The sequence below is a fragment of the Streptomyces stelliscabiei genome (assembly GCF_014873495.1).
GTDB classification, from domain to species: Bacteria; Actinomycetota; Actinomycetes; order Streptomycetales; family Streptomycetaceae; genus Streptomyces; species Streptomyces bottropensis.
The window spans coordinates 3,438,027-3,461,606 of sequence record NZ_JADBGF010000001.1; the positions used below are offsets into that span (position 1 = coordinate 3,438,027).

The 23,580-nt window shown below is 72.6% G+C and carries 17 protein-coding genes and 1 pseudogene; 11 read left to right on the forward strand and 7 right to left on the reverse strand.

Translation table 11 applies throughout. The features are described from left to right. Positions 1–101: 101 nt before the first annotated feature. Both H4687_RS15025 and H4687_RS15030 read right to left on the reverse strand, forming a co-directional pair. Positions 102–992, reverse strand: a complete 891-nt coding sequence (locus H4687_RS15025; protein WP_046920140.1) for an ATP-grasp domain-containing protein — start codon at positions 990–992, stop codon at positions 102–104. Positions 993–1,113: 121 nt separating this feature from the next. Continuing rightward, positions 1,114–1,977, reverse strand: a complete 864-nt coding sequence (locus H4687_RS15030) for a DUF3152 domain-containing protein (protein ID WP_046920139.1) — start codon at positions 1,975–1,977, stop codon at positions 1,114–1,116. A gap of 368 nt (positions 1,978–2,345) precedes the next feature. Between H4687_RS15030 and H4687_RS15035 the strand changes: the two genes are divergently transcribed. After that, positions 2,346–3,422: a MerR family transcriptional regulator gene (locus H4687_RS15035; protein ID WP_050398261.1), complete on the forward strand. Its 1,077-nt coding sequence runs from the start codon at positions 2,346–2,348 to the stop codon at positions 3,420–3,422. Positions 3,423–3,440: 18 nt separating this feature from the next. Here H4687_RS15035 and H4687_RS15040 read toward each other — a convergent pair whose 3' ends face one another. The 3 genes from H4687_RS15040 to H4687_RS15050 all read right to left on the reverse strand — a co-directional run bounded on the left by H4687_RS15040 (position 3,441) and on the right by H4687_RS15050 (position 5,966). Next, a complete protein-coding gene (locus H4687_RS15040; RefSeq protein ID WP_046920371.1) occupies positions 3,441–4,439 on the reverse strand; it encodes a nucleotidyl transferase AbiEii/AbiGii toxin family protein in 999 nt (332 codons plus the stop codon). Continuing rightward, positions 4,436–5,164, reverse strand: a complete 729-nt coding sequence (locus H4687_RS15045) for a hypothetical protein (protein WP_050398260.1) — start codon at positions 5,162–5,164, stop codon at positions 4,436–4,438. The genes H4687_RS15040 and H4687_RS15045 overlap by 4 nt, the downstream gene beginning before the upstream one ends. Before the next feature lie 91 nt (positions 5,165–5,255). Continuing rightward, on the reverse strand, positions 5,256–5,966 hold the full coding sequence (locus H4687_RS15050; protein ID WP_046918090.1) for a FadR/GntR family transcriptional regulator: 711 nt from the start codon (positions 5,964–5,966) through the stop codon (positions 5,256–5,258). A gap of 223 nt (positions 5,967–6,189) precedes the next feature. Between H4687_RS15050 and H4687_RS15055 the strand changes: the two genes are divergently transcribed. From H4687_RS15055 to H4687_RS15075, 5 genes are all read left to right on the forward strand, one after another. Beyond that, positions 6,190–7,581 carry an SLC13 family permease gene (locus H4687_RS15055; protein WP_046918089.1) on the forward strand — a complete coding sequence of 464 codons (1,392 nt, stop codon included), beginning with the start codon at positions 6,190–6,192 and terminating at the stop codon, positions 7,579–7,581. 51 nt (positions 7,582–7,632) lie between these two features. Continuing rightward, the gene (locus tag H4687_RS15060) at positions 7,633–9,129 is read left to right on the forward strand and encodes an acyl-CoA synthetase (protein WP_046918088.1); all 1,497 of its coding nucleotides are present in this window, start codon (positions 7,633–7,635) and stop codon (positions 9,127–9,129) included. Beyond that, positions 9,122–10,588: a carboxyl transferase domain-containing protein gene (locus H4687_RS15065; protein ID WP_050398259.1), complete on the forward strand. Its 1,467-nt coding sequence runs from the start codon at positions 9,122–9,124 to the stop codon at positions 10,586–10,588. The genes H4687_RS15060 and H4687_RS15065 overlap by 8 nt, the downstream gene beginning before the upstream one ends. Positions 10,589–10,829: 241 nt before the next feature. Then, positions 10,830–11,867 (forward strand): rod shape-determining protein, encoded by a 1,038-nt coding sequence (locus tag H4687_RS15070; RefSeq protein ID WP_046915884.1) that lies wholly within the window; start codon positions 10,830–10,832, stop codon positions 11,865–11,867. Between the two features lie 298 nt (positions 11,868–12,165). Next, positions 12,166–12,657: a hypothetical protein gene (locus tag H4687_RS15075; protein WP_225966702.1), complete on the forward strand. Its 492-nt coding sequence runs from the start codon at positions 12,166–12,168 to the stop codon at positions 12,655–12,657. 53 nt (positions 12,658–12,710) lie between these two features. On the opposite strand, the gene H4687_RS15080 is transcribed toward H4687_RS15075, so the two are convergent. Further along, a complete protein-coding gene (locus tag H4687_RS15080) occupies positions 12,711–13,625 on the reverse strand; it encodes a DUF4231 domain-containing protein (protein WP_046915882.1) in 915 nt (304 codons plus the stop codon). Between the two features lie 228 nt (positions 13,626–13,853). Between H4687_RS15080 and H4687_RS15085 the strand changes: the two genes are divergently transcribed. From H4687_RS15085 to fxsT, 5 genes and pseudogenes are all read left to right on the forward strand, one after another. Continuing rightward, complete coding sequence (locus tag H4687_RS15085; RefSeq protein WP_046915881.1) at positions 13,854–14,033, forward strand: hypothetical protein; 180 nt, start codon at positions 13,854–13,856, stop codon at positions 14,031–14,033. 97 nt (positions 14,034–14,130) lie between these two features. Next, a complete protein-coding gene (gene fxsBH / locus H4687_RS15090) occupies positions 14,131–16,290 on the forward strand; it encodes a radical SAM/SPASM protein FxsBH, inactivated beta-hydroxylase extension form (protein ID WP_046915880.1) in 2,160 nt (719 codons plus the stop codon). Beyond that, positions 16,283–17,056, forward strand: coding sequence for an AAC(3) family N-acetyltransferase (locus H4687_RS15095; RefSeq protein WP_046915879.1), 774 nt, complete (start codon positions 16,283–16,285; stop codon positions 17,054–17,056). The genes fxsBH and H4687_RS15095 overlap by 8 nt, the downstream gene beginning before the upstream one ends. A gap of 96 nt (positions 17,057–17,152) precedes the next feature. Further along, positions 17,153–18,370 (forward strand): annotated as a pseudogene (locus tag H4687_RS15100) (TIR-like protein FxsC); the annotation flags it as partial. A 111-nt stretch (positions 18,371–18,481) separates the two neighbouring features. Beyond that, positions 18,482–22,432, forward strand: a complete 3,951-nt coding sequence (gene fxsT, locus H4687_RS15105) for an FxSxx-COOH system tetratricopeptide repeat protein (protein WP_050398300.1) — start codon at positions 18,482–18,484, stop codon at positions 22,430–22,432. 51 nt (positions 22,433–22,483) lie between these two features. Here the strand turns inward: fxsT and H4687_RS15110 are convergent, their stop codons facing one another. Beyond that, positions 22,484–23,386, reverse strand: coding sequence for an alpha/beta fold hydrolase (locus tag H4687_RS15110; protein WP_046919708.1), 903 nt, complete (start codon positions 23,384–23,386; stop codon positions 22,484–22,486). Positions 23,387–23,580: the final 194 nt, after the last annotated feature.

The window sequence follows — 23,580 nt, forward strand, 5'->3', positions numbered from 1 at the left end:
CGCGAAGGGCGGGCAGCGGGCACGGGCGGGACGCGCGCTTCGTGGATTTCCCGCCTCTTCGGGTGAGGAGGGCTCGCGGGGCCGGGAGCGGGTGCCGCGGGTCAGCCGCTGGTCGCCGCCGCCATGATCGCCTCGACGACACGGGGCAGCGAGTCGGGGTGGAGCCACAGGAACAGGTTGGGCTCGACCAGCTCCAACTCCATCACGCACGGCCGCCCGTCCTCCCCGGTGACGAGGTCGACGCGGGCGTACAGCAGCTCGGGCTCTCCGGGTACGGCCGCCAACGCCCGCTCGGCGACGGCGAGTTCGGCCTCGCTCGGGGTCCAGGGCTCCAGGTCCGGGTGGGCGATCTTGTCGGCGTCGTAGGCGGTGCCCGGCGCGAGCACCGCCCCCTTGCGGCTGGCGTGCAGCAGCCGGCCGCCGAAGAACTGCAGGGCCCGCTCCCCCTCGGTGTCGATGCTGGTCACGAACGGCTGCACCATCGCGGTGAGCCCCTCGGCGTGCATCCGCTCGACATGCCCCGCGGCGGTGTCCCGCTGGTCGGGCGTGTAGCGGGCGGCGAAGCGGGCGCCCGCGCCGGAGGTGGGCTTCACGACGTACTCGTGGGTCCGCGGAAGCTCCACGGGCTCGCCCGGCGCGAGGTAGGCCGTCGGCACGACGGGCACCCCGGCTGCGGCGAGGTCACCGACGTACCGCTTGTCGGTGTTCCAGCGCACGACCCCGGCCGGGTTGGCGAGCCGGGTGGCCGCGCCCGCCTTCTCCGCCCAGGCCACGAACTCGGCCGCGCGCCAGCTGTAGTCCCAGGTGGACCGGATGACGACGAGGTCGTACCCGGCCCAGTCGGCCGCCGGGTCGTCCCAGTGCACGGCCGCCGCCTCGGCCCCTGCCTCCCCCAGCGCCCGCACCAGCACCGGCAGGTCCCGGTCGTGGCTCGTCCCCGGACCGGGGTCGTAGGTGGCGACGGCGATTCGGGGGGCGGCTGTGCGGGCCACGGGGGCTCCATTCTCGGACGGCTGCGGGTGACCCCCGGGCGGGTGTCCAGGGGGTCCTGGGCGCAGGCTAACAACCGCGCGTGCCGGGAAGGGAAGGGGTTTTCCGCGAGCGCGGTCCCGCTCACGGCACGGCGGGGCCCGTGAGGAAGCGGCCGTCGCCGTCGTACGGCCAGACGTTGGGGACGCAGCCGTTCATGCCCTTGATCTGCTGCATCATCGCCGGGGCTGGCTCGCCCTCGCCGGGGCAGCCGACATGGCCCTGGCCGAGGAAGTGGCCGACCTCGTGGTTGATGATCAGGGCGCGGTAGGCCTCGACGTCCTTGGCGTAGACGGGGGTCGCCAGTTCCCAGCGTTCGAGGTTGACCATGACCTTGTCGTTCACGTTGCAGTTGAACTCGCCGCCGGTGTCCAGCCCGCCCTCGCCGCAGACGTCGTCGACGGTGCCGGGGGTCGCCACCTTGACGACGAAGTCGAAGGTGCCGCCGGAGACCCGCTGGAAGGCGTGGTCGCCGCCGGCCGTCCAGCCGCGCGGGTCGGCCAGGACCCGTTCCACCTCCTCGGCGACGTCGGCGGGGGAGAGCGACAGCCCCTTCTCGACCTCGACCCGGTAGCGCAGGGGCGTGCCCTTGCCCACCTTGCCGCTGCCGCCGGAGGCCGTGCCGAACGTCCCGGGCCCGGTTCTCGGGATGGTCACCGGCTTGCGGCTCGGGGACGGGGCCTTCGACTCGTCCGGAGACGTGTCGGGCGAGGCGGCCGCGGAGGAGGAAGGGGAGGAGGAGGGGCTGCGGGGGGCGTCGGCGCCGGAACTCCTGCCGCCCGTGGAACCCTTGCCGCCCCCGGGGCCGGGGTCGGGGTCGGCCGAGCGCCGGGACCGCTCGGACGAGGGCTCCGCCGACGCGGTGGGCTCCGCCTCGGCCGCCACCTCCCGCGCGCCGCCGTTCATCCAGCTCACCGCCGCGAACCCGGCGACGCCGAGGACCGCCACGACCCCGAGACCACCCCACAGGGGCCCTTTCCCGCGCCGCTCGGGGGCTCTGCGTCTGCGCCCCGGCCCCTTCCCCCTGCCCGTGGCCGTCGCCTTGGCGGAATCCTGCGCGGTGACACGCGGCGGGCCGCCGCGGCGGGTACGCCTGCCGGAAGGTGTTGCGTGGTGGGCGGTCATGTTCCTTCAGAGTGTGATCGATATGTGATCGGATGTGGCCGAGTCAGTCACGAAAAGATAACGGATGATCGGCACGGCTCCGCACCACCGCTTGACCTTCCCCTTCGGTGAAGCCCCAGCATCGATCGCGGAACGAGGAGCGGTCAGGGCCGAAGGAGCCGAGAGCCGGCCGGTGAGAGCCAGGGGGAGTCATGGAGATGCTGACGATCGGGGCCTTCGCGAAGGCGTGCCGGCTGTCGCCGAAGGCGCTGCGGCTCTACGACGAGCTGGAGCTGCTCCGGCCCGCCCACGTCGACCCCGACACCGGCTACCGCTACTACGCCACCGCGCAGTTGGAACAGGCCCGGCTGGTGGCCTGGCTGCGCCGGCTCGGCATGCCGCTGGCCCGTATCCGTACGGTGTGCGCGCTGGAGCCGGGCCCGGCGGCCCGGGAGATCCGGGCGTACTGGGCCGGGGTCGAGGGCGAGACGGCGACCCGTCGCGATCTGGCGGCCTTCCTCGTGCACCACCTCACCCACCCGTCCGAGGAGGACACCACGATGCTGGAACTCCGTTACGCCGCCCTCTCCGACACCGGCCTGGTCCGCGCCGCCAACCAGGACACCGCCTACGCCGGGTCCCGCGTCCTCGCCGTCGCCGACGGCTTCGGCCCGGCGGGCGCCCCCGCGAGCACGGCCGCCGTGGAGGCGCTGAAGACCCTGGACCGCGACACCCTGCCGGCGGGCGGCGTGCTGAACCTGCTGGAGGACGCGGTGCGGGGCGCGAGCGCCGCCGTCCGGGACGTCGCGGGGACCGGGGACGACGGGACGACCCTGACCGCGATGCTCTGGACCGGCTCCCAGCTCGCCCTCGTCCACATCGGCGACTCCCGCGCCTATCTGCTGCGCGAGGGCGAGCTGTTCCGGATCACCCACGACCACACCGTCGTCCAGTCGATGATCGACGAGGGCCGGCTGACCCCGGAGGAGGCGACCACCCACCCCCAACCCGCCCTGCTGCTCAAGGCGTTGACCAACAGCGACACCGTCGCCACCCCCGACCTGCGCCTGCACGACGCCCACGCCGGCGACCGCTACCTCCTGTGCTCCGACGGCCTGTCGACGGTCGTGCCCGACCCGGAGATCCGGCGCGTCCTGTCCACCGCCCAGGACCCTGAGGCCGCCGCGCACGCCCTCGTCCGCGAGGCGAACGGGGCGGGCGGCCCGGACAACGTGAGCTGCGTGGTGGCGGACGTGGTGCGGGAGGGGGCCGGGACGCCCCGGGGGTGACGGGGACGGCTGGGGCCCCTACGGTCCGGCCCGCCGGGCGGCACGCCGCGGCATCGCCTCCAGTGCCCCGTTCAGGCGTTCGAGCCACTCCTCGGCCGTGCCCCGCACCTGCGGATGGGCGGCGCGGAAGTCCGTCCAGTCGGCGGGGTCCAGTACGACGGCGTCCAGGCGCGGGGCGTCCGCGACCGCCGGGTCGCCGGGACCGTGGCGGAAGACCTCGCGCAGCAGCCGCGGGGACAGTTCGGTGACGTCCGCCTCCGCGAGGAGGACGGCGTCGTGGAGGTCCTTGGCCCGGCCACGGCCCTCGGTGGCGCAGTCGGTGTGCAGCCACAGGAGTTTCCAGGCGAGGGACAGGCCGGGGCCGGGGGTGCGGACGACGGTGCGGCCGGAGCCGTCGCCGCGGGGTACCGCCGTCCACACGGGCGGCTCGGGGAGCCTCTCTTCGCGGGCGAAGTCCAGCCGCGCCTCGCCGGGCGGGAGGCCCTCCACCGCCCAGGGGATGGTCAGGCGGGTGCCGGGAGTCTCGTACTCCGTGTAGGTCCAGGTGCCGTCGGGGCGGGCGGCGGACGCGTCGAGCACCACCCCCGGCGCGGCCACCGGTCGCTCCCGCACCAGGTCGAGCACCGCCAGGTGCGGCGGGTGTTCCTCCGGCTCCGCCTCGACCACCCAGTGCAGCCCCTCGGGCGGGACCGCCGGCCGCAGGCCCTGGGTGTCGAACTCCTCGAACTTCCACATCTCGTACCGCCCGGCGCCGTCGGCCGCCTCCGGCCACTGCTGTACGGCCTCCAGCCCCTCCACGTACGGATAGGGGTGCGCGGCGTCCACCGGGACCAGCAGCGGCCGGGGAACGATCCAGTCGAGGTCGGCGGGCTCCCGTGCCCCGGCCCCCACCCACGCCGGCATGACCATGCTCCCGCGCAGCACCAGATCGTCCCCCAGGGGCGAGTCGGCGACGAGCCGGACCAGGTGGTCGAGCACCGCCCGATGGGCGGCCCGCCACCGCCCGGACGAGGTCATGAGGTCTCCGCCCGCAGGTCCCTCCGCGCCCCCGCCCGCACGTCCGCCCGCCCTGCCGCCCCCTCGTCGATCCACCCGCTGTCCAGGTCCGGGCGGTCGTCGTGCACGACGAACTCCTCCTCCACCTCGACAGCCTTGAAACCCGCCTCTGCGAGCGCGTCGAGGAGGGCGTCCAGCCGGCGGCGGGCCTCGGGGCGGCCCACGTCACGGCAGCGCTGGGTGACGAACCGCTCGTGCCCGCCCCCGCCACAACCACCCACCGCACGGCGGGCGTTGCGCGACACATGGGCCGCGTGCCGCTCGGCGAGGGCGCGCACCGGCCCGACCTCGGTGTCGTCGGCGAGGGCGAGCTTGACATGGTGTTCGAAGTAGCAGCCGGGAGGCAGGGCGCGGGCCTCGGCGGCCGTCAGCGGCACGTCCTCGTTCCACGGTGCCGCCTCGATCTTCACCCGCGCCACCCCGAACCCCTCGGTGCCCAGCCGCTCGGCCCACTCGGACGCGGCCGCGCGCTGCGCCGACAGGGAGCCCTCGCCGCGCACCGTCAGCATCGGCTGGTCGGGCGTCGCGCCCCGGTCGAGCACGATCCGTGTGTACTTGACCCGGTGCCGCTGTGCCCACCGACGTACGCGCCCCTCGCCCTCGCCCCAAGACTCGCCCCCGCCCCGGGACTCGTCCCCGATCACCACCGTCAGGTGGATCTCGAACTCCCCCGCGAACTCCCGCACCCCAGCCCCGCATGTCCCGTGCACATCCGCCTGCCCGCTTCTCGGCGGCCGACTGTACCGACCACCACCGACAGTGGCGCGGGAGCCGGGCTCAGGGCGCCGAGTCCCCCGGGTCCCAGTCCAGCAGACGGACCTTGGCGACCGTACGCACATGGCGACGCATCGCCGCGGCCGCCTGTGTGGGCTGCTCGGCGGCGATGGCGTCGAGGATGGCCCGGTGCTGGGCGAGGGAACGGTCGGGGCGGCCGGGCTGGCGCAGGGACTCGGTGCGGCTCTCGGCGATCTGGTCGGCGATGGACCGCATGAACTCGGCGAGCAGACTGCTGTGCGCGGCCGCCGTGACCGCCGCGTGGAACAGCCGGTCGCCCTCGATGCCGTGCCCCTCCCGCTCGATCTCCCCGGCCATGTGGGTGAGCGCGTCCCGCATCGCGGCGAGGTCGTCCTCCGTACGGCGTTCGGCGGCCAGTTCGGCGAGCTTCGTCTCCAGCGCCTCGCGGGCCTCCAGCACATCGGGCAGCCGTCGGCGCCGTTCGACCATGTCCTCCACGGGCTCGACGTCGAGGCTGTCGCGGACGAGATACGTGCCCCCGCCGTGCCGCGCCTCCACCAGGCCCTGGACCTCCAGCACCACGATGGCCTGCTTGACCGAGGCCCGGCTCACCCCCAGCCGTTGGGCGAGGTCCCGCTCGGGCGGCAGCCGGTCCCCCGCCCGCAGACCGCCCTCGGCGACGTACTGACGCAACCGGTCCAGGACCTGCTCGTAGAGCCGCTGTTTGGCCATGGGGCGCAGGGCGTCGCTCACGGTTCCCCCTCTGGTCCGGCACCGCTCGCCGGGAGCGTAACACCGGCGGGCACCAGTGGCCCGGTGGCCGAGTGGCTGAGCCAATTTCCGCGCGACCTCTTGACGCCACCGCCCTACGCCCCCACGCTGGCCCAACCGCGAGTGGCTCAGCCACTCGTCCACTCACCTCACTCGCCCGCCTGCTCAGCCCTCTCTGTCCCGGGACCCAACGACGGGAGCCCGCATGTCCCCCGAACTCATCTCGATCCTCGTCCTCGCCGTGGTGTTCGTCATCGCCACGACCCGTTCCGTGAACATGGGCGCGCTCGCCTTCGCCGCCGCCTTCGGGGTGGGCGAACTGGTCGCCGACCTCGACGCGGACGGCATCTTCGCCGGCTTCCCCGGAGACCTGTTCGTCGTCCTCGTCGGCGTCACCTACCTCTTCGCGATCGCGCGCTCCAACGGCACCACCGACTGGCTCGTGCACGCCTCGATCCGGCTCGTGCGGGGCCGGGTGGCGCTGATCCCCTGGGTGATGTTCTTCGTCACCGGCGCGCTCACGGCGATCGGCGCGGTCAGCCCGGCCGCGGTCGCGATCGTCGCCCCCATCGCGCTCAGCTTCGCCTCGCGGTACGGCATCAGCCCCCTGCTGATGGGCGCGATGGTCGTCCACGGGGCCCAGGGCGGCGGCTTCTCCCCGATCAGCATCTACGGCACGATCGTCAACGGCATCGTCGAACGCGAGAACCTCCCGGGCAACGCGACAGCCCTCTTCCTGATCTCCCTGATCGCCAACCTGGTCATCGCGGGCGTGGTGTTCGTGCTGTTCGGCGGCCTGAAGCTGTGGAAGCGGCCCCCCGCCGCCGATCCCGACACCAAGCACCCCGAGGCCGCCCCCGCGGCGGACGCACAGGTCGCCCCCACGACCGGCCCGGCGGCGGGCACGCGGCCCGGCCCCGCGACCGGCCTCGCCGTGGGCACGCAGACCGGCCCCGCGGTGGGCACCCGGCCAGCCCCCACGGTGGGCACCGAGGCAGTCCTCACCCCCGCCCGCATCGCCACGCTCTCCTCCCTCGCCGTCCTGGTCGTCGCGGTCCTCGCCTTCGACCTGGACGCGGGCCTCACCGCGGTGACCCTCGCCGCCGTCCTCAGCGCGGTCTGGCCGGACGACAGCCGCAAGGCGGTGGGCCAGATCGCCTGGTCCACGGTCCTCCTCATCTGCGGCGTCCTGACCTATGTGGGCGTCCTCGACGAGATGGGCACCATCACCTGGGCCGGCGAGGGCGTCGGCGGCATCGGCATCCCTCTGCTCGCCGCCCTGCTGCTCTGCTACATCGGCGCGATCGTGTCCGCCTTCGCCTCCTCCGTGGGCATCATGGGCGCCCTGATCCCCCTGGCCGTACCGTTCCTGGCGCAGGGCGAGATCGGCGCGGTCGGCATGATCGCGGCACTCGCCGTGTCCGCGACGGTCGTGGACGTGAGCCCCTTCTCCACGAACGGCGCGCTGGTCCTGGCCGCGGCACCGGACCTGGACCGCGAGCGTTTCTTCCGCCAGTTGATGGTCTACGGAGGGATCGTGGTGGCGGTGGTACCCGCGGTGATGTGGCTGGTGCTGGTGGTCCCGGGGTTCGGGTAGTCACCTGCGCGGTAGCGGTACCCGGACGACGACAACCAAGGAGTACGAGACGTGTCCCCTCTCTTCCCGGCACTCACCGGCGAAGCCCGGACCCCCGGACGCCCCGCCCTGCGCTTCGGCGACCGGTCCCTGACGTACGCGGAACTCGCGGCCGTCACCGACACCCTGGCGGAGCGCCTGCGGGGCGCCGGCCGGGTCGCCGTCTGGGCGACTCCCACACTGGAGACCGCCGTGGCCGTGGTGGCGGCGCTACGGGCCGGTGTACCCGCCGTACCCCTGAACCCGAAGTCCGGGGAGAAGGAACTCGGCCACATCCTCGGCGACAGCGCACCGTCACTCGTCCTCGCCGCACCGAACGACGAACTCCCGTCCCCGCTGGGCAAGTTGTCACGCATCGATGTAGAGGTCGAGGCCGAGGCCGACGCGCACGGTGCCGGAGGCCGGGCCGCCCCGGCCGGGACGGCCGCCGCCGAGGAGACGGCCACCGAGGAGGACGCGGCCCTCGTCGTCTACACCTCCGGCACCACCGGCCCGCCCAAGGGCGCCGTCATCCCCCGCCGGGCGGTCACGACCACCCTGGACGCGCTGGCCGACGCCTGGCAGTGGACCGCCGACGACGTACTGGTCCACGCCCTCCCCCTCTTCCACGTCCACGGCCTGATCCTGGGCGTCCTGGGCCCGCTGCGGCGCGGCGGCGCGGTCCGCCACCTCGGCAGGTTCGACACGGCCGCGGTGGCCCGGGAGCTGTCGGCCGGCGCGACGATGCTGTTCGGCGTCCCCACGATGTACCACCGCATCGCGGAGACCCTGCCCACCGACCCGGAGCTGGCGAAGGCGCTCGGCGGCGCCCGCCTCCTCGTCTCCGGCTCGGCCGCGCTGCCGGTGCACGACCACGAACGGATCACGGCGGCCACCGGACGCCGGGTGATCGAGCGGTACGGCATGACGGAGACCCTCATGAACACGAGCGTCCGCACGGACGGCGAGGCGCGCGCGGGCACGGTCGGACTCCCGCTGCCGGGCGTGGAGCTGCGGCTGGTCGAGGAGGACGGCACGCCGCTCACCGCGTACGACGGCGAGTCGGTCGGCGAGATCCAGGTGCGCGGCCCCAACCTCTTCACCGAGTACCTCAACCGTCCCGACGCGACCGCCGCCGCGTTCGCCCCCGACGGCTGGTTCCGCACCGGCGACATGGCCGTCCGCGACCCCGACGGCTATGTACGGATCGTCGGCCGCAAGGCCACCGACCTCATCAAGAGCGGCGGTTACAAGATCGGCGCGGGCGAGATCGAGAACGCCCTCCTGGAACACCCCGGGGTACGGGAAGCCGCCGTCACCGGCGAACCGGACCCCGACCTCGGCGAGCGCGTCGTCGCCTGGATCGTCCCGGCGGATCCCCAGTCCCCGCCCCCGGCGGGCGAGTTGGCGACCCATGTGGCCACCCACCTGTCGCCCCACAAGCGCCCCCGACGGGTCCACTACCTCTCCACCCTGCCCCGCAACGACATGGGCAAGATCATGAAGCGGGCGCTGAAGACGGATGAGTGAGCGGCGCGTGACGGCCCGCGAGGCCCTCGCCTCCCTGACCGACGACTTCACCGAACTCCCCACGCCCGAACGGGACCACGCCCCCGACGGCCCGCTCGCCTGGCACGGCTACGACACCTCCCGCGCCCGCGCCGCCGAGCGCACCGGCGAGGAGGAGTCGGTGGTGTGGGGGCGGGCGGTGATCGGCGGTACGGCGGCCGTGCTGATCTCCTTCGAGTTCGGCTTCCTCGGCGGCTCGCTCGGCGAACGGACCGGCGACCGTCTTCAGGCGGCGTACGGCCACGCCCGCGCGCACCGCCTCCCGGTCGTCTCCCTGGTCGCCACCGGCGGCAGCCGTATGCAGGAGGGCATGCGCGCCCTCAGCCAACTCCAGCGCGTGGCACGCGAGTCGGCGCTGACGGCGGCGGCCGGGCTGCCCCGGATCGCGGTGCTCCGCGACCCCACGACGGGTGGCGGCTGGGCCACGCTCGGTGCGGGCGCCGACATCGCCCTCGCCCTCCCCGACGCCCAGGTCGGTTTCGCGGGCTCCCGGGTACGCCCGCCCGACGCGGACCCGGCGGCGTACACGGCGGAGTCCCAGCTCGCGGCGGGTTCGATCGACGCGGTGGTCCCCGCGCCGGCCCTGCGCCGCGTCCTCGCCCTCTACCTGACCCTCCTGACCACCCCCTCCACCACCCCGGCACCTCCGCCCCACGCCCTCCCCGAGGGCCCCAGGCCCTCCAGGGGCGCGGGGAACTGCGCGACCGGCCCCCACCCACCCGTAGCCGCCGTCCAACCGAACCCCCCACCTCAGAAGGCGCCCCTGCCCACCACAGGCTGGGAAGCCGTACAACGCGCCCGCTCTCCCCGACGCCCCCGCGCCGAGACCTACTTGGACGCCTACTTCACCCGCCGAGCCCCCCTGCAGGGGGACCGCGCCGGCGGCACCGACCCCGGCGTGCTGTGCGGCTTCGGCGAGCACGAGGGCCGTACCGTCGCCTACGCGGCCCAGTGCGGCACGGCGACGCGCCCGGCGGGCTACCGCACCGCCGCCCGTCTGATCCGTCTCGCCGACCGCCTCGGCATCCCCGTCCTGACCCTCGTCGACACCCCCGGCGCGGCGAACGACGCCGCGGCGGAACGCGAGGCCGCGGGCCCCGCCATCGCCGACCTCTTCACCGCCGTCGCCACCGCCCGCACCCCCCTCACCACCCTCCTGATCGGCGAGGGCGGCTCCGGCGGCGCCCTCGCGCTCGCCGCCCCCGGCAACACCTGGGCCACCCCGGACAGCTATTTCTCGGTGATCGCGCCGGAACTGGCGGCCGCCATCCTCAAGCGGCCCGAGGAGCTGGTGCGGGCGACGGCGGACGAACTGCGCGTGCGCCCCCAGGACCTGGTGGAGCTGGGGGTGGTGCGGGGGGTCGTGGGGGAGCTAGCACGGCAGGGAGCCGAACCCGCGACGACGCGCCCACCCGACTGACGGGCCGTCCCCGGCCGACACCCACCCGCTCACGCCCCTTTCCGGCCCGTCCTCCCGCTCCTGCCGGGCCGTCGCCGCCTGACCTGCCGTCACCCGAACCACCCGTCCAGCGGCACCCCACCCGGCCCACCCCAGCGGGCAGCCCGGCGCCGGCCCGCGCACGATGCAAGGGAACCAGGGACCCGCCGACCGGCGGCGGCCCGCTCGGTCCGTGCTCTCGGGAGGATCCGCAATGACCGCGATGACCGCCAGTCTGGAGCAGCTGCGCCGCTGCCACTTCGGCGTCGACCTGGGAGCCGCGCGGACCCGCGTGTACGTGAAGGGCGCGGGCCTGGTGGTGGACCAGCCGAGCGTGGCCGCCGTGAACACCCGGACGGGCGCGCTGATCGCCGTCGGGGAGTTCGCCGAGAAGATGATGGGCCGTACGCCCGACTACATCAGGGTGGTCCGGCCCGTCTCCAGCGGCACGGTGGTCGACATCGAGATGGCCCAGCGGATGCTGCGTCAGCTGCTGGGCGACCGGGTCCGCCGCAACCTGCGCCGCAAGCCCGTCCTGCGCGCGGCCGCCTGCACCCCGCACGACGCGGACCCGCTCGCCCAGCGCGCCACGATCGAGACCCTGGTGGGCCTCGGCGCCCGGCGCGTGGAACTGGTCGACACGCTGATCGCGGCGGCCGTGGGCTGCGGGCTGCCCGTCGAGCAGCCCGAGGCCACGATGATCATGGTCTGCGGTGCGGGGGCCACCGAGCTGGCCGTCCTCTCCCTCGGCTCGGTCGTCAGCGCCGTACGCATCCCCGTCGGCGGTGAGGCCATCGACCACGCGATCGTGCAGCACCTGCGGCTGCGTCACGAACTGACGCTGCCCAGCCAGTCCGTACGGCCGCTCCAGCTCGCCCTCTCCGGCAACGGCCTCACCCCGCACGGCCCCGCCTCCACCGAGATCCACGGCCTCGACGTGGCGACCGGGCTCGCACGCTCCGTCCAGGTGGACACCGCGGCCGTTCGCGACGCCATCCAGACCCCGCTCACCGCAGTGGTCGACGGCATCGGCAAGGTGCTGCGCGACTGCCCGCCCGACCTGGTGGCCGACCTCGCCGACCGCGGCATCATGATGGTCGGCGGCAGCGCCCTCCTCCCCGGCTTCGACCAGATGCTCCGGCACGCCACCGGCATGCCGGTCCACATCGCCGAACGCCCCGACGTCTGCGCCGCCCTCGGCATCGGTGCCATGCTGGACGGCCGTATCGCCCCCATCAGCCTGGACCCGGTGGGCGACTGACGGCGGGCAGGCGCGGCCGGAGCACGGCCGACCCGCCGTGCCACCGTGCACCGCACGGCCGCCCCACCGTGCCGCCACCACTCGGCACCCGGCGAACACGTCTACGGCCACCCCGTCGGCATTCCTGCCAGCCGCAGCACGCGGAGCGCGTGAGGGCGGTCGGCGCCACGGCGGTCGCCCGGCGGTCGCCCCCGTGAGCCCGTGACGCCCCACCGAACGCCCGTACGTGTCGTTCTCGCGGACGTCGTCCGACGCTAGGGTTACTCGGAGGAACGCGGCCACGGAGGTGAGCGCTCGGATGCCAGGCCACGTGACCCGGATCGGTATCACCGGACACCGCGAGATCCCGGACGCCGCCCTCCCCGCCGTCCGCGCCGGCCTCCGGGCGGAGTTGGGGGGCCGTCCCGCCGCCACCCGGGCCCTCAGCAGCCTCGCCGCCGGCGCCGACCAGCTCTTCGCGGAGATCGCCCTGGAGAGCGGTCTGCAACTGACCGCCGTCATTCCCGGCATGGACTATGAGGCCCACCTCGGCGACGACGAGGTCAGGGCCGCCTACCGCCGGCTCCTGAAGTGCTGCGGCGAACGCGTGGAACTGCCGCGCGAACGCACCCACGAGGAGGCGTACCACGCGGCCGGCCGCTACATCGTCGACCACGCCGACCGCCTGATCGCCGTCTGGGACGGCGACCCGCCCCGCGGCCTCGGCGGGACGGCCGACATCGTCGACTACGCCCGCCTCACGTGCGTCCCGGTGACCGTGCTGTGGAGCCCGGGCGTACGCCGCGCCTGACGTCCCGTTCTCCCGTCCCGCCTCCCGTACCGTTCGCCGTCTCGCCGTGGCGGTCAGGACCCGAACCGCACCAGCCAGTCCGTGTGCTGGGGCGAGACGACCCGCTCCGCCTCCGCGACCGCGTCGGCCCAGCCGTCCTCACCGACGGTGGTGCTCATGGCGACGCGCAGGGTGTCCAGGTCCTGTTCGACGAGCTTGTGCGCGTACGTCAGCGGCCGGTGCCGCCGGACCTCCTGCCAGGCGACGCCCGCGGCGGCCGCGGCGCTCAGCACCCCGGTGGGGTCCCAGCGGCCGTCGATCGTCCCCAGGGCCCGCAACACGGCGGTGACCAGCGCCAGCAGCGTCAGAAAGGTCGTCATGCCCGACCATCGCACGGACGAGCGATGCGCCTCCCCGGCGCTGTTGCCGTACCAGGAGAGCTGTTCCAGGACGCGGTCGCGGAGATAGATGTCGCGCCGCGCCGCGAACGGCTTGGCGCGGACCGCGCGCATCATGGGCGTGATCTGCCCGAGCCCGAGTTCGGTGACGGCCTCCCGGGGGTCGTCCCACCCGACCTTGCGCAGCTCGCTGAGCCGTTCCTCCAGCCGCTCCGCGAACAGCGCCTCGGGATTGACGAGCCGTGAGGGGAACGGCCCGCCATGCACCATGAACTGCCAGGCCAGCGACTTGACCACCTCGGCCGCCGCCCGATGCGCCTGCCACTGCACCCGGGCACGACGACGGGACGCGTAGACCCCGATCCCCATCGTCAGGGCGTACAGCACGGCCGCCACGGCCGACGGCACCCGGCTGCCCATCCGCTCGGCCAGGGAAGCGGTCGCGGTGGCGAGCAGCAGCACGACCAGCTGCGTACGGACGACCTTGAAGGATTCCCCCTGATGGGTCACCGCCTTCTCGTCGCACACGTGGAACAACGGGGACAGATCTCGATCACTCACCGTGGTGCTGGGGCCGGGCGTCGCAGCCATGCACACCTCGTACGGATGCCGAAGTCGACGGAATGGTCATGCTCTCGTCAATCTTGAATTCGCGCCAGGCCGCCTCCCGCTCATATCGCGCAGCGAACACCTGTCGGCGCATGATAGAAACGCGCACGTCTGTAGTCTGTCGTCCCCCCTCATGTCCGAGCCTCGACCAAAAGGATCTCGTCAGCAAGGGACCGATGACAGCGTCCCTTTTTTCGAACTGGAGCGACGATGAACCTTTCCCTCACGAAGACGACACGTGGATCGGACACCACCCGGTCGGCCCACAGGAGGCTCGCCCCGCTCGCGACGGTCGCCGCACACGAGCCCCGCACCCAGCGTTCCACCGGACGGGTGACGGACGCTCGCGACCTGGACCTCGCCAGGCAGGGCTTCACCTCCAGCATCTGACACGGGTCGGCCGGGGCCTCAACCTCCTTGTTGATCAAGGAAGTTGGGCCCCGTCGTCATGTCTTCCCCGGATGACGTGAGGGCTTACACTGCCGAAGTGAGGGACCCCGCGATCCAGCAACTGGTACTCAAGATCCACAGTCGGTGCGACCTGGCGTGCGACCACTGTTACGTGTATGAGGCCTCCGACCAGTCGTGGCGTTCGCGGCCGACCGTCATCTCCGAGGAAACCGTCGTCCAAGTGGCCCGACGCCTCACCGAGTACGTGCTGGCGAGAAATCTGGATTCCGTCACCGTCATTCTGCACGGCGGTGAACCGCTCCTCGCCGGACCGGCCCGGCTCCGGCGAATCTGCGCGGAACTCACCCTTGCCCTCGCCCCGGTCACCGCCCTCGATCTGCGTATTCACACCAACGCCGTACGGTTGAACAGAGATCATTTGCAGATCTTCGACGAATTCCGGGTAAAGGTGGGGGTCTCGCTCGACGGCGACCGTGTCGCCAACGACCGCCACCGGCTCGACCGTCGGGGCCGCAGCAGCTACGACCGGGTCCTGCGGGCGATCGAACTCCTCCGCCTCCCCGAACACCGGCATCTCTACCAGGGCCTTCTGTGCACGGTGGACGTGGCCAACGACCCGGTCGCCGTGCACGACGCGCTGACCTCGCTCGATCCGCCCCGGATCGACTACCTGCTCCCCCACTCCACCTGGGACTTCCCGCCCCCCGGTCAGCAAGCCGGGGGACCGCCGACGCCCTACGCCGACTGGCTGCTGAGGGTCTTCGACCGGTGGGAGGAACAGGGGCGCCCCATGCCGGTGCGCACCTTCGAGTCGGTGCTCAGCACGCTGCGCGGCGGCCCCAGTCTCACCGAGGCACTGGGGCTCGCGCCGTCCGACCTGGCCGTGATCGAGACCGACGGCACCTTCGAGCAGGCGGACTCGCTCAAGACGGCGTACGAGGGTGCCCCGGCGACCGGCTACGACGTCTTCCGGCACGGTTTCGCGGAGTTCGCCGAGCATCCCGGTGTCCGGGCCCGCCAGCTGGGCATCGCGGGCATCAGCGACACCTGCCGCCGCTGCCCGGTCGTGGAGTCCTGCGGCGGCGGCCTCTACGCCCATCGCCACAGCAAGGAGAAGGGCTTCGACAACCCGTCGGTGTTCTGCGCCGACCTGCGGGGCCTGGTGGAGGGCATCGCTGAGCGGATCACCGACCACGCGCTCCACCCGGCGGTCACCGACGCCGAGGAACTGCGGCTGGCGCAACTGCGGTTGGACCGGGACCTGCTGGCCCGGGTCAACGCGCGGCTGGCGGGCGACCCCGACTGGGACGCGGCCTGGCGGGTGCTGGTCCGGCTGGACGCCGACGGCGCCACCGCCGCGCACCTCAACACCGTCCTCGCCCACCCGTATCTGCGGACCGTGCTGCGCCGCTCCCTGGACGGCCCCGCGGACCTCCCCCGACTGCTGGCGGCGGTCACGGCGGCCGCCGTGTCGGCGGGCGCGGAGGCCACCCTCACCTGGCGGCAGCCCGGCCCGGACCTCCACCTGCCGACCCTCGGCACCGTGCGGCTGTCGGGCCCCGGGCGGGTGGAGTGCGTGAGCACGGCGAACGGTCTCCAGGTACACGGCACGGGGGACGACGGCACGGAACTCACCGCCGGGTGGCGGCCGTCGCAGACGGTGGAACTCCTCGACGGACCGGCGCTGCTCCTCGACGACGCCGATCCCTCCCGCGACCGCTTCGAGGCGCCGGTCGCGGACCCCCTGCCTCCGAGCGACCTGGCCCTCTTCGTGAAGCGGCTGCAGGCGGCCCACGAGGCGCTGGACGCGCGGGAGCCCGGCTGGCGCAAGGCCGCCGACGCACTCGTCGTGACCACGATCACCCCGCTCGCCCCGGGCTGCGGACTACGGCTCGGCACCCACGCGTTCGGCGCGCTCGGTGTGGCCGTCGACTTCGAACCGGACGCGTTCGTACGGGAACTGCCGCTCCTGGGGCGCAGATCCAGGCTCGCGGCCCTGCGGGAGGTCACGGATCTGTGCGTGCCGGGCAGCGACGCCGGGCGGTTGCTCGACGAGGCGAGTGCGTGCGTGGGAGGCCTGGCCTCGGCCCCCCACGACACCGCCGCGTCGCTGCGCCGACGGGCGGAGGACGCCCTGGACAGGCTCGTCTCCACCTCCTCGGGCCGTCGCCTCACGTCGAGCGGGCTGCACCTGGTCGACGAGCTGCGTGCGGAACTGGCGGTGGTGCATGGCTGATACGACTCGGCCGCGCGACGCGCTCGCCGGCATCGGTGTCCGGCCCGGTGGTGTCCTCATGGTCCACTCCTCGTTGCGCGGCACCGGATGGAGCCCCACCGAGGTACGCAACGCCCTGCTGGACACCCTCGGCCCCGACGGGACACTCGTCGTCCCCGCCTTCACCCCGGAGAACTCCGACACCTCCCCCGCCCATCACCGCCGTACCGAGGGGATGACCGAGCGGGAGAAGGCCGAGTTCCGCGCGTCGATGCCCCCGTTCGAACCGAACGCCACCCCCTGTCCCACCATGGGCGCGCTCGCCGAGTGTGTGCGGACCACTCCCGGGGCGGTGCGCAGCGCGCATCCGCAGACCTCGTTCGCCGCGATCGGACGCCGCGCCGAGGAGCTTCTCGCCGGCCACGACCCGTACTGTCACCTCGGTGAGCGGTCCCCGTTGGCGGCGCTGTACGAGGCGGGCGCGCAGGTGCTGCTGCTGCGGGTCGGGTTCGAGGTGTGCACCGCCTTCCATCTCGCCGAGTACCGGATGACCCCGCCGCCGCCCACCCGCACGTATCGCTGTGTGGTGGAGGACAAGGGCAATTGGATCGAGTATCCGGATCTCTCTTTGTTCGACGGCGACTTCGCGGCGATCGGCGCTCGACTACCGCATGCTTTGTTCACGGAAAGGGAGTTCGCGGGAAAACCGACGTTTCTGTTCGAGATACGCGATGCTGTCGACGCGGCCCGGCATCTGATGTCCGGATATCGCTCTGAAATGACGTGAAACGAGCCATGTGCCCGGGGGTTGATCGGGCACATTGTTGGTTCCGGCTGGAGGGCGCCTGGGCGGGGGGCACGAGGCATCGAAAGGCGGGGGCGTGTGGACACATCTGCGCGGGGGCGGGCTCCGGACAATCGGCCGTACTTCTTTCTCAGTTACGCGCACACACCGCCTTCGGGACCCGACAGCGGCGATCCCGACCACTGGGTGCACCTGCTCTACAAGGATCTGTGCGCGGACGTCCTGGCCCTCACCGCTCATCCGCGGGGGACGCCCGCGGGATTCCTGGACCGGGAGATGCGGTCCGGGGAGGGCTGGCCCGACCGGCTCAGTGAGAACCTCGCGCACTGCCGGGTGTTCGTCCCGCTGTACTCGCCCCGCTATTTCTCCAGCGACAACTGCGGCCGTGAGTGGTTCGCCTTCGACGAGCGCATACGCGAGGCCCGCAACGCGGGCCTCGGCGACATCCCGGCCATCGTCCCGGCCCTGTGGACGAGCATGGACCTCGAAAACCTCCCCGAGTCCGTACGACAGATCCAGGTCGAGCGCTCCCAGTACGGCGAGCGCTACACGTCGTACGGGATCTACGGGCTGATCAAACTCAAACGGCTGCGGGACGAGTACGAGGAGATCGTGTTCGGTCTCGCCCAGCGGATCGTGCAGGTCGCCGAGAACACCCCGCTGCCGTCGAGCCGGCCCCGGCCCTACGAGTCCACGCACAGCGCGTTCCGGCCGCACGGCGAGGGGCCACGCCGTATCCACCTCACCGTGGCCGCGCCCAGCCGCAGTTCGGTCCCGGAAGGCCGCGACGCCGTCCCCTACGGCGAGGACGCCACGGAGTGGAACCCTTACCACAGCGAGTCGAGGCGACCGCTGTCCGCACTGGCCGAGGAACTGATCCGGTCACTGGACTACCGGATCACCGTGTCGGACTTCGATCTGCCGGACCCCGGCACCGACGGTCTCACCCCGGGCGACACCGAGGCCGACGGCACCGGGCAGCCGCTCGAACCCCATCCGGGCATCCTGCTGCTCGACCGCTGGGCCCTGCTCGACCGGGACCGGCGCCACCGGCTCAAGACGTTCGACTCGGCCGCTCACCCGTGGGTCGGGGTGATCGTCCCCTGGAACCGCCTCGACCTCCAGTGCCGCGGTGAACAGGGCGAGCGGCTGAAGGAGCAGCTGGAGGACACCCTGCCGGTGATCCTGGAGCGGGGGCGCCGCGCCAAGTGCTGGGCGGCGGTCAACGGCGTACCCACGCTGAAGCAGTTCACCGAGATCCTGCCGGTGGTCGTGGCCCAGGCGACCCGGCAGTTCCTCAGACACGCCAAGGCCCACCCGCCCCCCCGGCCCGGTCACCCCGAGGCCCCGGCTGAGTCTCGCCGATCCGACCTACCCCGATGCGGATTCCGACCACGGAGGAGAAGCATGACGGCCCGTAAGGACGGACGCATCATCACCTTCTACTCGTACAAGGGCGGTACGGGCCGCACGATGGCCCTGGCCAACGCGGCCTGGATCCTGGCCGCCAACGGCAAGCGGGTGCTCGCCGTCGACTGGGATCTGGAGGCACCGGGCCTGGACCGCTTCTTCCAGCCGTTCCTCGATCCGAGCGTCCTCGCGTCCACCACCGGCGTCCTGGACATGATCACCGAGTACTGCTGGGCCGCGACCACCGGAGGCCCGCGCAGCGGACCCTGGCACCGGGACTACGCCCGGGTCGAGCAGCACGCCGTGTCCCTCGGCCCCGAGCGGCTCGGGCTGTCCTTCCCCGAGGGCGGCTCGCTCGACTTCCTGTCGGCCGGCCGGCGGAACCGGGAGTACTCGGCGACCGTGTCGTCGTTCGAATGGGACAACTTCTACGAGCGGCTGGGCGGCGGCCAGTTCCTGGACGCGCTGCGCGAGGACATGAAGGGGTCCTACGACTACGTCCTCATCGACAGCCGCACCGGCCTGTCGGACAGTGCGGACATCTGCACCATCCAGATGCCCGACGTGCTCGTCGACTGCTTCACGCTCAGCGGTCAGTCGCTGGACGGGGCCGCCGCCGTGGCCCGCAGCGTCGAGGGCGGCCAGCACAAGCGGCGGATCAGGGTGCTGCCGGTGCTGATGCGCATCGACGAGGGCGAGAAGCGGAAGGTCGACGCGGGCCGGGCCCTGGCACGGCTGCGGTTCGAGGGGCTGCCCAGGGGCCTCGACGGCGAGGAGTTCGGCGCCGAGCAACAGGACGCCTACTGGGGCGCGATGGAGATTCCGTACGTCCCGTTCTACGCGTACGAGGAGACGCTCGCGACCGTCGGCGACAAGAGCAACATCGCCAACTCCCTGCTGTCCGCCTTCGAACGGCTGACGAAGGTGATCTCCGACGGTGAGGTCACCGCGCTGCCACCGATCCCCGAACCGGTGCGCCAGCGCTGTCTGGAGGCGTTCACCCGGCGGCAGCCGATGACGGACATCCTCATCGTGTACGCGGCGGAGAACCGGATGTGGGCGGACTGGGTGGAGGCCGTCCTCAGACAGGCCGGGTGCAACGTCACCCTGCACGACGTGTCCACCGGCCCCCCGGAGCGCCTGGACACCGCCACGCGCGCCCTGCTGTTGGTGTCCCACGCCTTCCAGAAGTCCCGGCACGCCCTGTCGGTCTGGCGCTCCCTGGCCGACACCGCCCTGGCGATGCCACGCGCCGCCACGGTGCCGCTGCGCGTGGACGAGGTCCGTTTCCCCGACGCGTACGTCGACCACGAGCCGGTGGACCTCTACCGGTTCGACGCCGGCCAGTGCGTCTCCGCCCTGCTCGGCGCGCTGAAGCTGCCCGAGCGGCCCGACGACCTCGTGGTCGTGGAACCACGCTTCCCGGGCAGCGCGCCGACCGTGTGGAACGCGCCGCAGCGCAACACCACGTTCACCGGCCGCAGCCGCATCCTGGACGAGCTGCGGGAACAGCTGCGGGGCGGGGTGTCGGCCGTGGGGAGCCAGCCCAAGACCCTGTTCGGTCTCGGTGGCGTCGGCAAGACCCAGGTCGCGCTGGAGTACGTGCACCGGTTCATGGCCGACTACGACCTGGTGTGGTGGATCTCCGCCGAGCACGGCGACGGCGTCACCTCCGCCCTCGCCGAACTCGGCGCGCGCATCCACGCGCCCGGCGGCGACGACATGACACTGGTCAGCCAGGAGACCGTACGGATGCTCGCCGAGGGGGTGCCGACCAAGCGCTGGATCCTGGTCTTCGACAACGCCGACAACCCCGAGGAACTGACCAGGTTCTTTCCGCAGGGCGGCGGCGGTCACATCCTCGTCACCTCCCGCAACCAGACCTGGGAGCAACGGGGCACCTCGCTGCCCGTCGACGTCTTCCCCCGGCACGAGAGCGTCGAGCACCTGTCGCGGCGGGCCCCCGGGCTGAGCGCCGACGAGGCGGACCGGGTGGCGGAGGCGGTCGGCGACCTGCCGCTGGCGGTGGAGCAGGCGGCCGCCTGGCTCGCCGAGACGGCCACTCCCATCGAGGAGTACCTGCGCCAGCTGAACGAACAGACCACCGGTGTTCTGGACCTCAACCAGCCCGCCGACTACCCGCAGACGGTGGCGGCGACCTGGAACATCTCCATCACCCGGCTGCGGGATCGCTCGCCCGCCTCGGTGCGGCTGCTGCAGCTGTGCGCCTTCATGGCCCCCGAGCCGATCTCCTCGCACCTGCTGTACAGCCGGGAGATGCTCGACGAGCTGAAGAAGGTCGACCCGAGTCTGCAGGAGAGCCTGATGCTGGGCCGGGTCATCCGGGAGATCGGCCGCTTCGCCCTCGCCAAGGTCGACCAGGCCAGCACCAGCATCCAGGTCCACCGTCTGGTGCAGGCCGTGATCCGCTCCCGGCTCACCGAGGAGGAGCAGCGGCAGGCCCGGCACGTGGTCCACACGATGCTCGTCGGTGCCCGTCCGCCCGGGGACGAACCCATCGACGATGCCGAGACCTGGCCCCGCTTCGCCATCATCTGGCCGCATCTGAACGCCTCCGAGCTGCGCGACTGCCACGAGGTCGAACCCCGCCGGCTGCTCATCGACCGGGTCCGCTACCTGTGGAAGCGCGGCGACTTCCCCGGTGCGCGCAGACTCGCCGAGGACCTGCTGGCGTACTGGAAGGAGACGCTCGGCGAGGACGACATGCAGTACATGTACCTGCACGGCCAGCTCGCCAACGTGCTGCGCACCCAGGGGCGTTTCGTGGAGGCACGCGACATCGACGAGGAGGTGCGCGAGCGGCAGCTGAGGGTGCTGGGCCCCACCCATCCCCACACCTACGTCACCACCTCCAGCCTCGCCAGCGACCTCGCCGCCCTCGGCGAGTACACCAAGGCGGTGAAGCTGGCCCGCGAGGCCCACCAGGGGTTCAGCCAGATCTTCCACGAGTCGCACGGCCGGACGCTCAACGCCGCGAACAACCTCGCGCTCGCGTTGCGCATGGTCGGTCACTACGACGAGGCCCGCGACGTCGACCAGGACACCTACACCCGTCGCCGGGAGGTACTCGGGCCCGACCATCCCTACACGCTGATCTCGGCCCAGGGACTCGGCCGCGATCTGCGCGAGGTCGGCCGCTACACCGACTCGGTGGCGGTCCTGTCCGAGGCGTACGAGATCCACAAGCGGATTCTCGGCAAGGACTTCCCCGGCACGCTCAGCTGCGCCAAGTCGCTCGCGGTGTCGCTGAGGCGGGCGGGCCAGTTCGTGGACGCGCATCGGCTGACCCGGGCGACACTCACCCAGTACCGGACCCAGTACACGAGGGACAAGTACCCGGAGCCGATTCCCGACTCGCTCGCCTGTGAGCTGAACCTGGCGGCCGACCTGTACGCCGCCGACGAGCCGGACCGGGCGCGCGAGACGGTCCGGAGCGTGCTGGAGCACTATGTGCAGGTGCCGGGCAGGGAGCATCCCTACACCCAGGCCGCGCTCAACAACCTCGGCATCTACCTGTGGGCCTGCGGGGACGCGGAGGAGGCCGAGGAGGTGTTCCAGCAGGTCACGGAGCGCATGGCGGCGGGACTCGGCGAGGAGCACCCCCACACCCTCTTCGCCCGCGCGAACCACGCCAACGTACTGGCGGAGAAGGGCCGTCCGGAGGAGGCCTGGGCCCTGGAGGAGCCGTCCCGCAACGTCCTGAAGTCCCTCCTCGGCCCCCAGCACCCCGAGACCCTCGCCGTCGTCAGCAACTCCGCGTTGACGCTGCGTGCCCTGGGCCGTGAGGAGGAGGCCCAGCGCCTGCGCGAGGCGACCCTCGCGGAGCTGCGCCGGCTCGGCCAGAAGCTGGGCGAGGGCAACGGGATCACCCGTCTGGTGGGTCAGCGGCGGCGGGTGTACCGGGACCTGGAGCCGCTGGCCGTGTGAGGGGGTGCGCCCGGTGTGTTCGGGGCACGGCGGCCCGCGCGAGCGGCCCGTTCACGCCGCGGCCGGCGCCGTGGCGGTGAGGAGCCAGCTCAGGACGCCCGGCAGGGCCCGGATCGCGGCGAAGTGGGCGGCGGCGGGTTCGTAGACGGTGACCGCGCCGGGGATGCGGTCGGCGAGCCAGGAGGAGTGGGCGGAGGGGGTGAAGACGTCCTTTCCGGCGTGCCAGAGCAGGACGGGGACCCTGATCTCCGCCGGGTCGAAACCCCAGGGGCCGGTCAGCGCGAGCGCGTCGTCGATCCAGCCGTACGGCGAGGTCCGCAGCGCCTCGTGGTAGTTGCGCAGCAGCATCGAGCGGATGCCGTTGTCCGAGACGATCGCCCGGTCCTCGTCGGTGAGATCGCCGCGCAGTTCGTCGAGCAGCCGGGCGGGGTCGGACCGGATGGCGGCCGACCGGGGAATGAGCTGGGCGACGAAGCCCCGGGGGTCGGTGAGGACCGAGCGGAACTCACGGACGTTGTGCGGGGCCATGCCGGCGAACCAGTCAAGGCCCTCCGCGTCCTGCGGCGCGAGCGTCACGAGTGCGGCGGCCCGGGTCACCCGGTGGGGCAGCAGAGCGGCACAGGCCAGCGCGTGCGGGGCCCCGCCGGACCGGCCCACGACGGCGAAGCGGTCCAGCCCCAGCGCGTCGGCGACCACCTCGACGTCCCCCACGACATCCACGACCCGTCGTCCCGGTCGCCGGTCCGAACCGCCGTACCCGGGGCGGTCGTAGCTGATCAGTCGAGCGCCGCGGTGGTAGAGGAAGATGGACCGGGGTCTCGGTCCCACCCTGCTCCCGGGCATGCCGTGCAACAGGAACACCGGCCGTCCGCCCGGATCCCCCGCGCACTCGACCCGCAACCGCCGCCCGTCGGCCGTCCGGACGTGGTCCGGCGTCCGTACGAGGTCATGCACAGCGTCCCCCTCCCTCGGTCCGCAGACCGGGACCACGCTGCCCGAACATTTCCCGCGCGCCCACCCCGCGAAACGAACACGCAGGTCAAATGGGGCCCACGCAGGGCCTGAGCAGGGCCTGAGCAGCGGAATCTGATGAAGCGTCAGTACACGTCTTGACTTCACCACCCCTTCCCGTCAGATTCGAGGCTCCG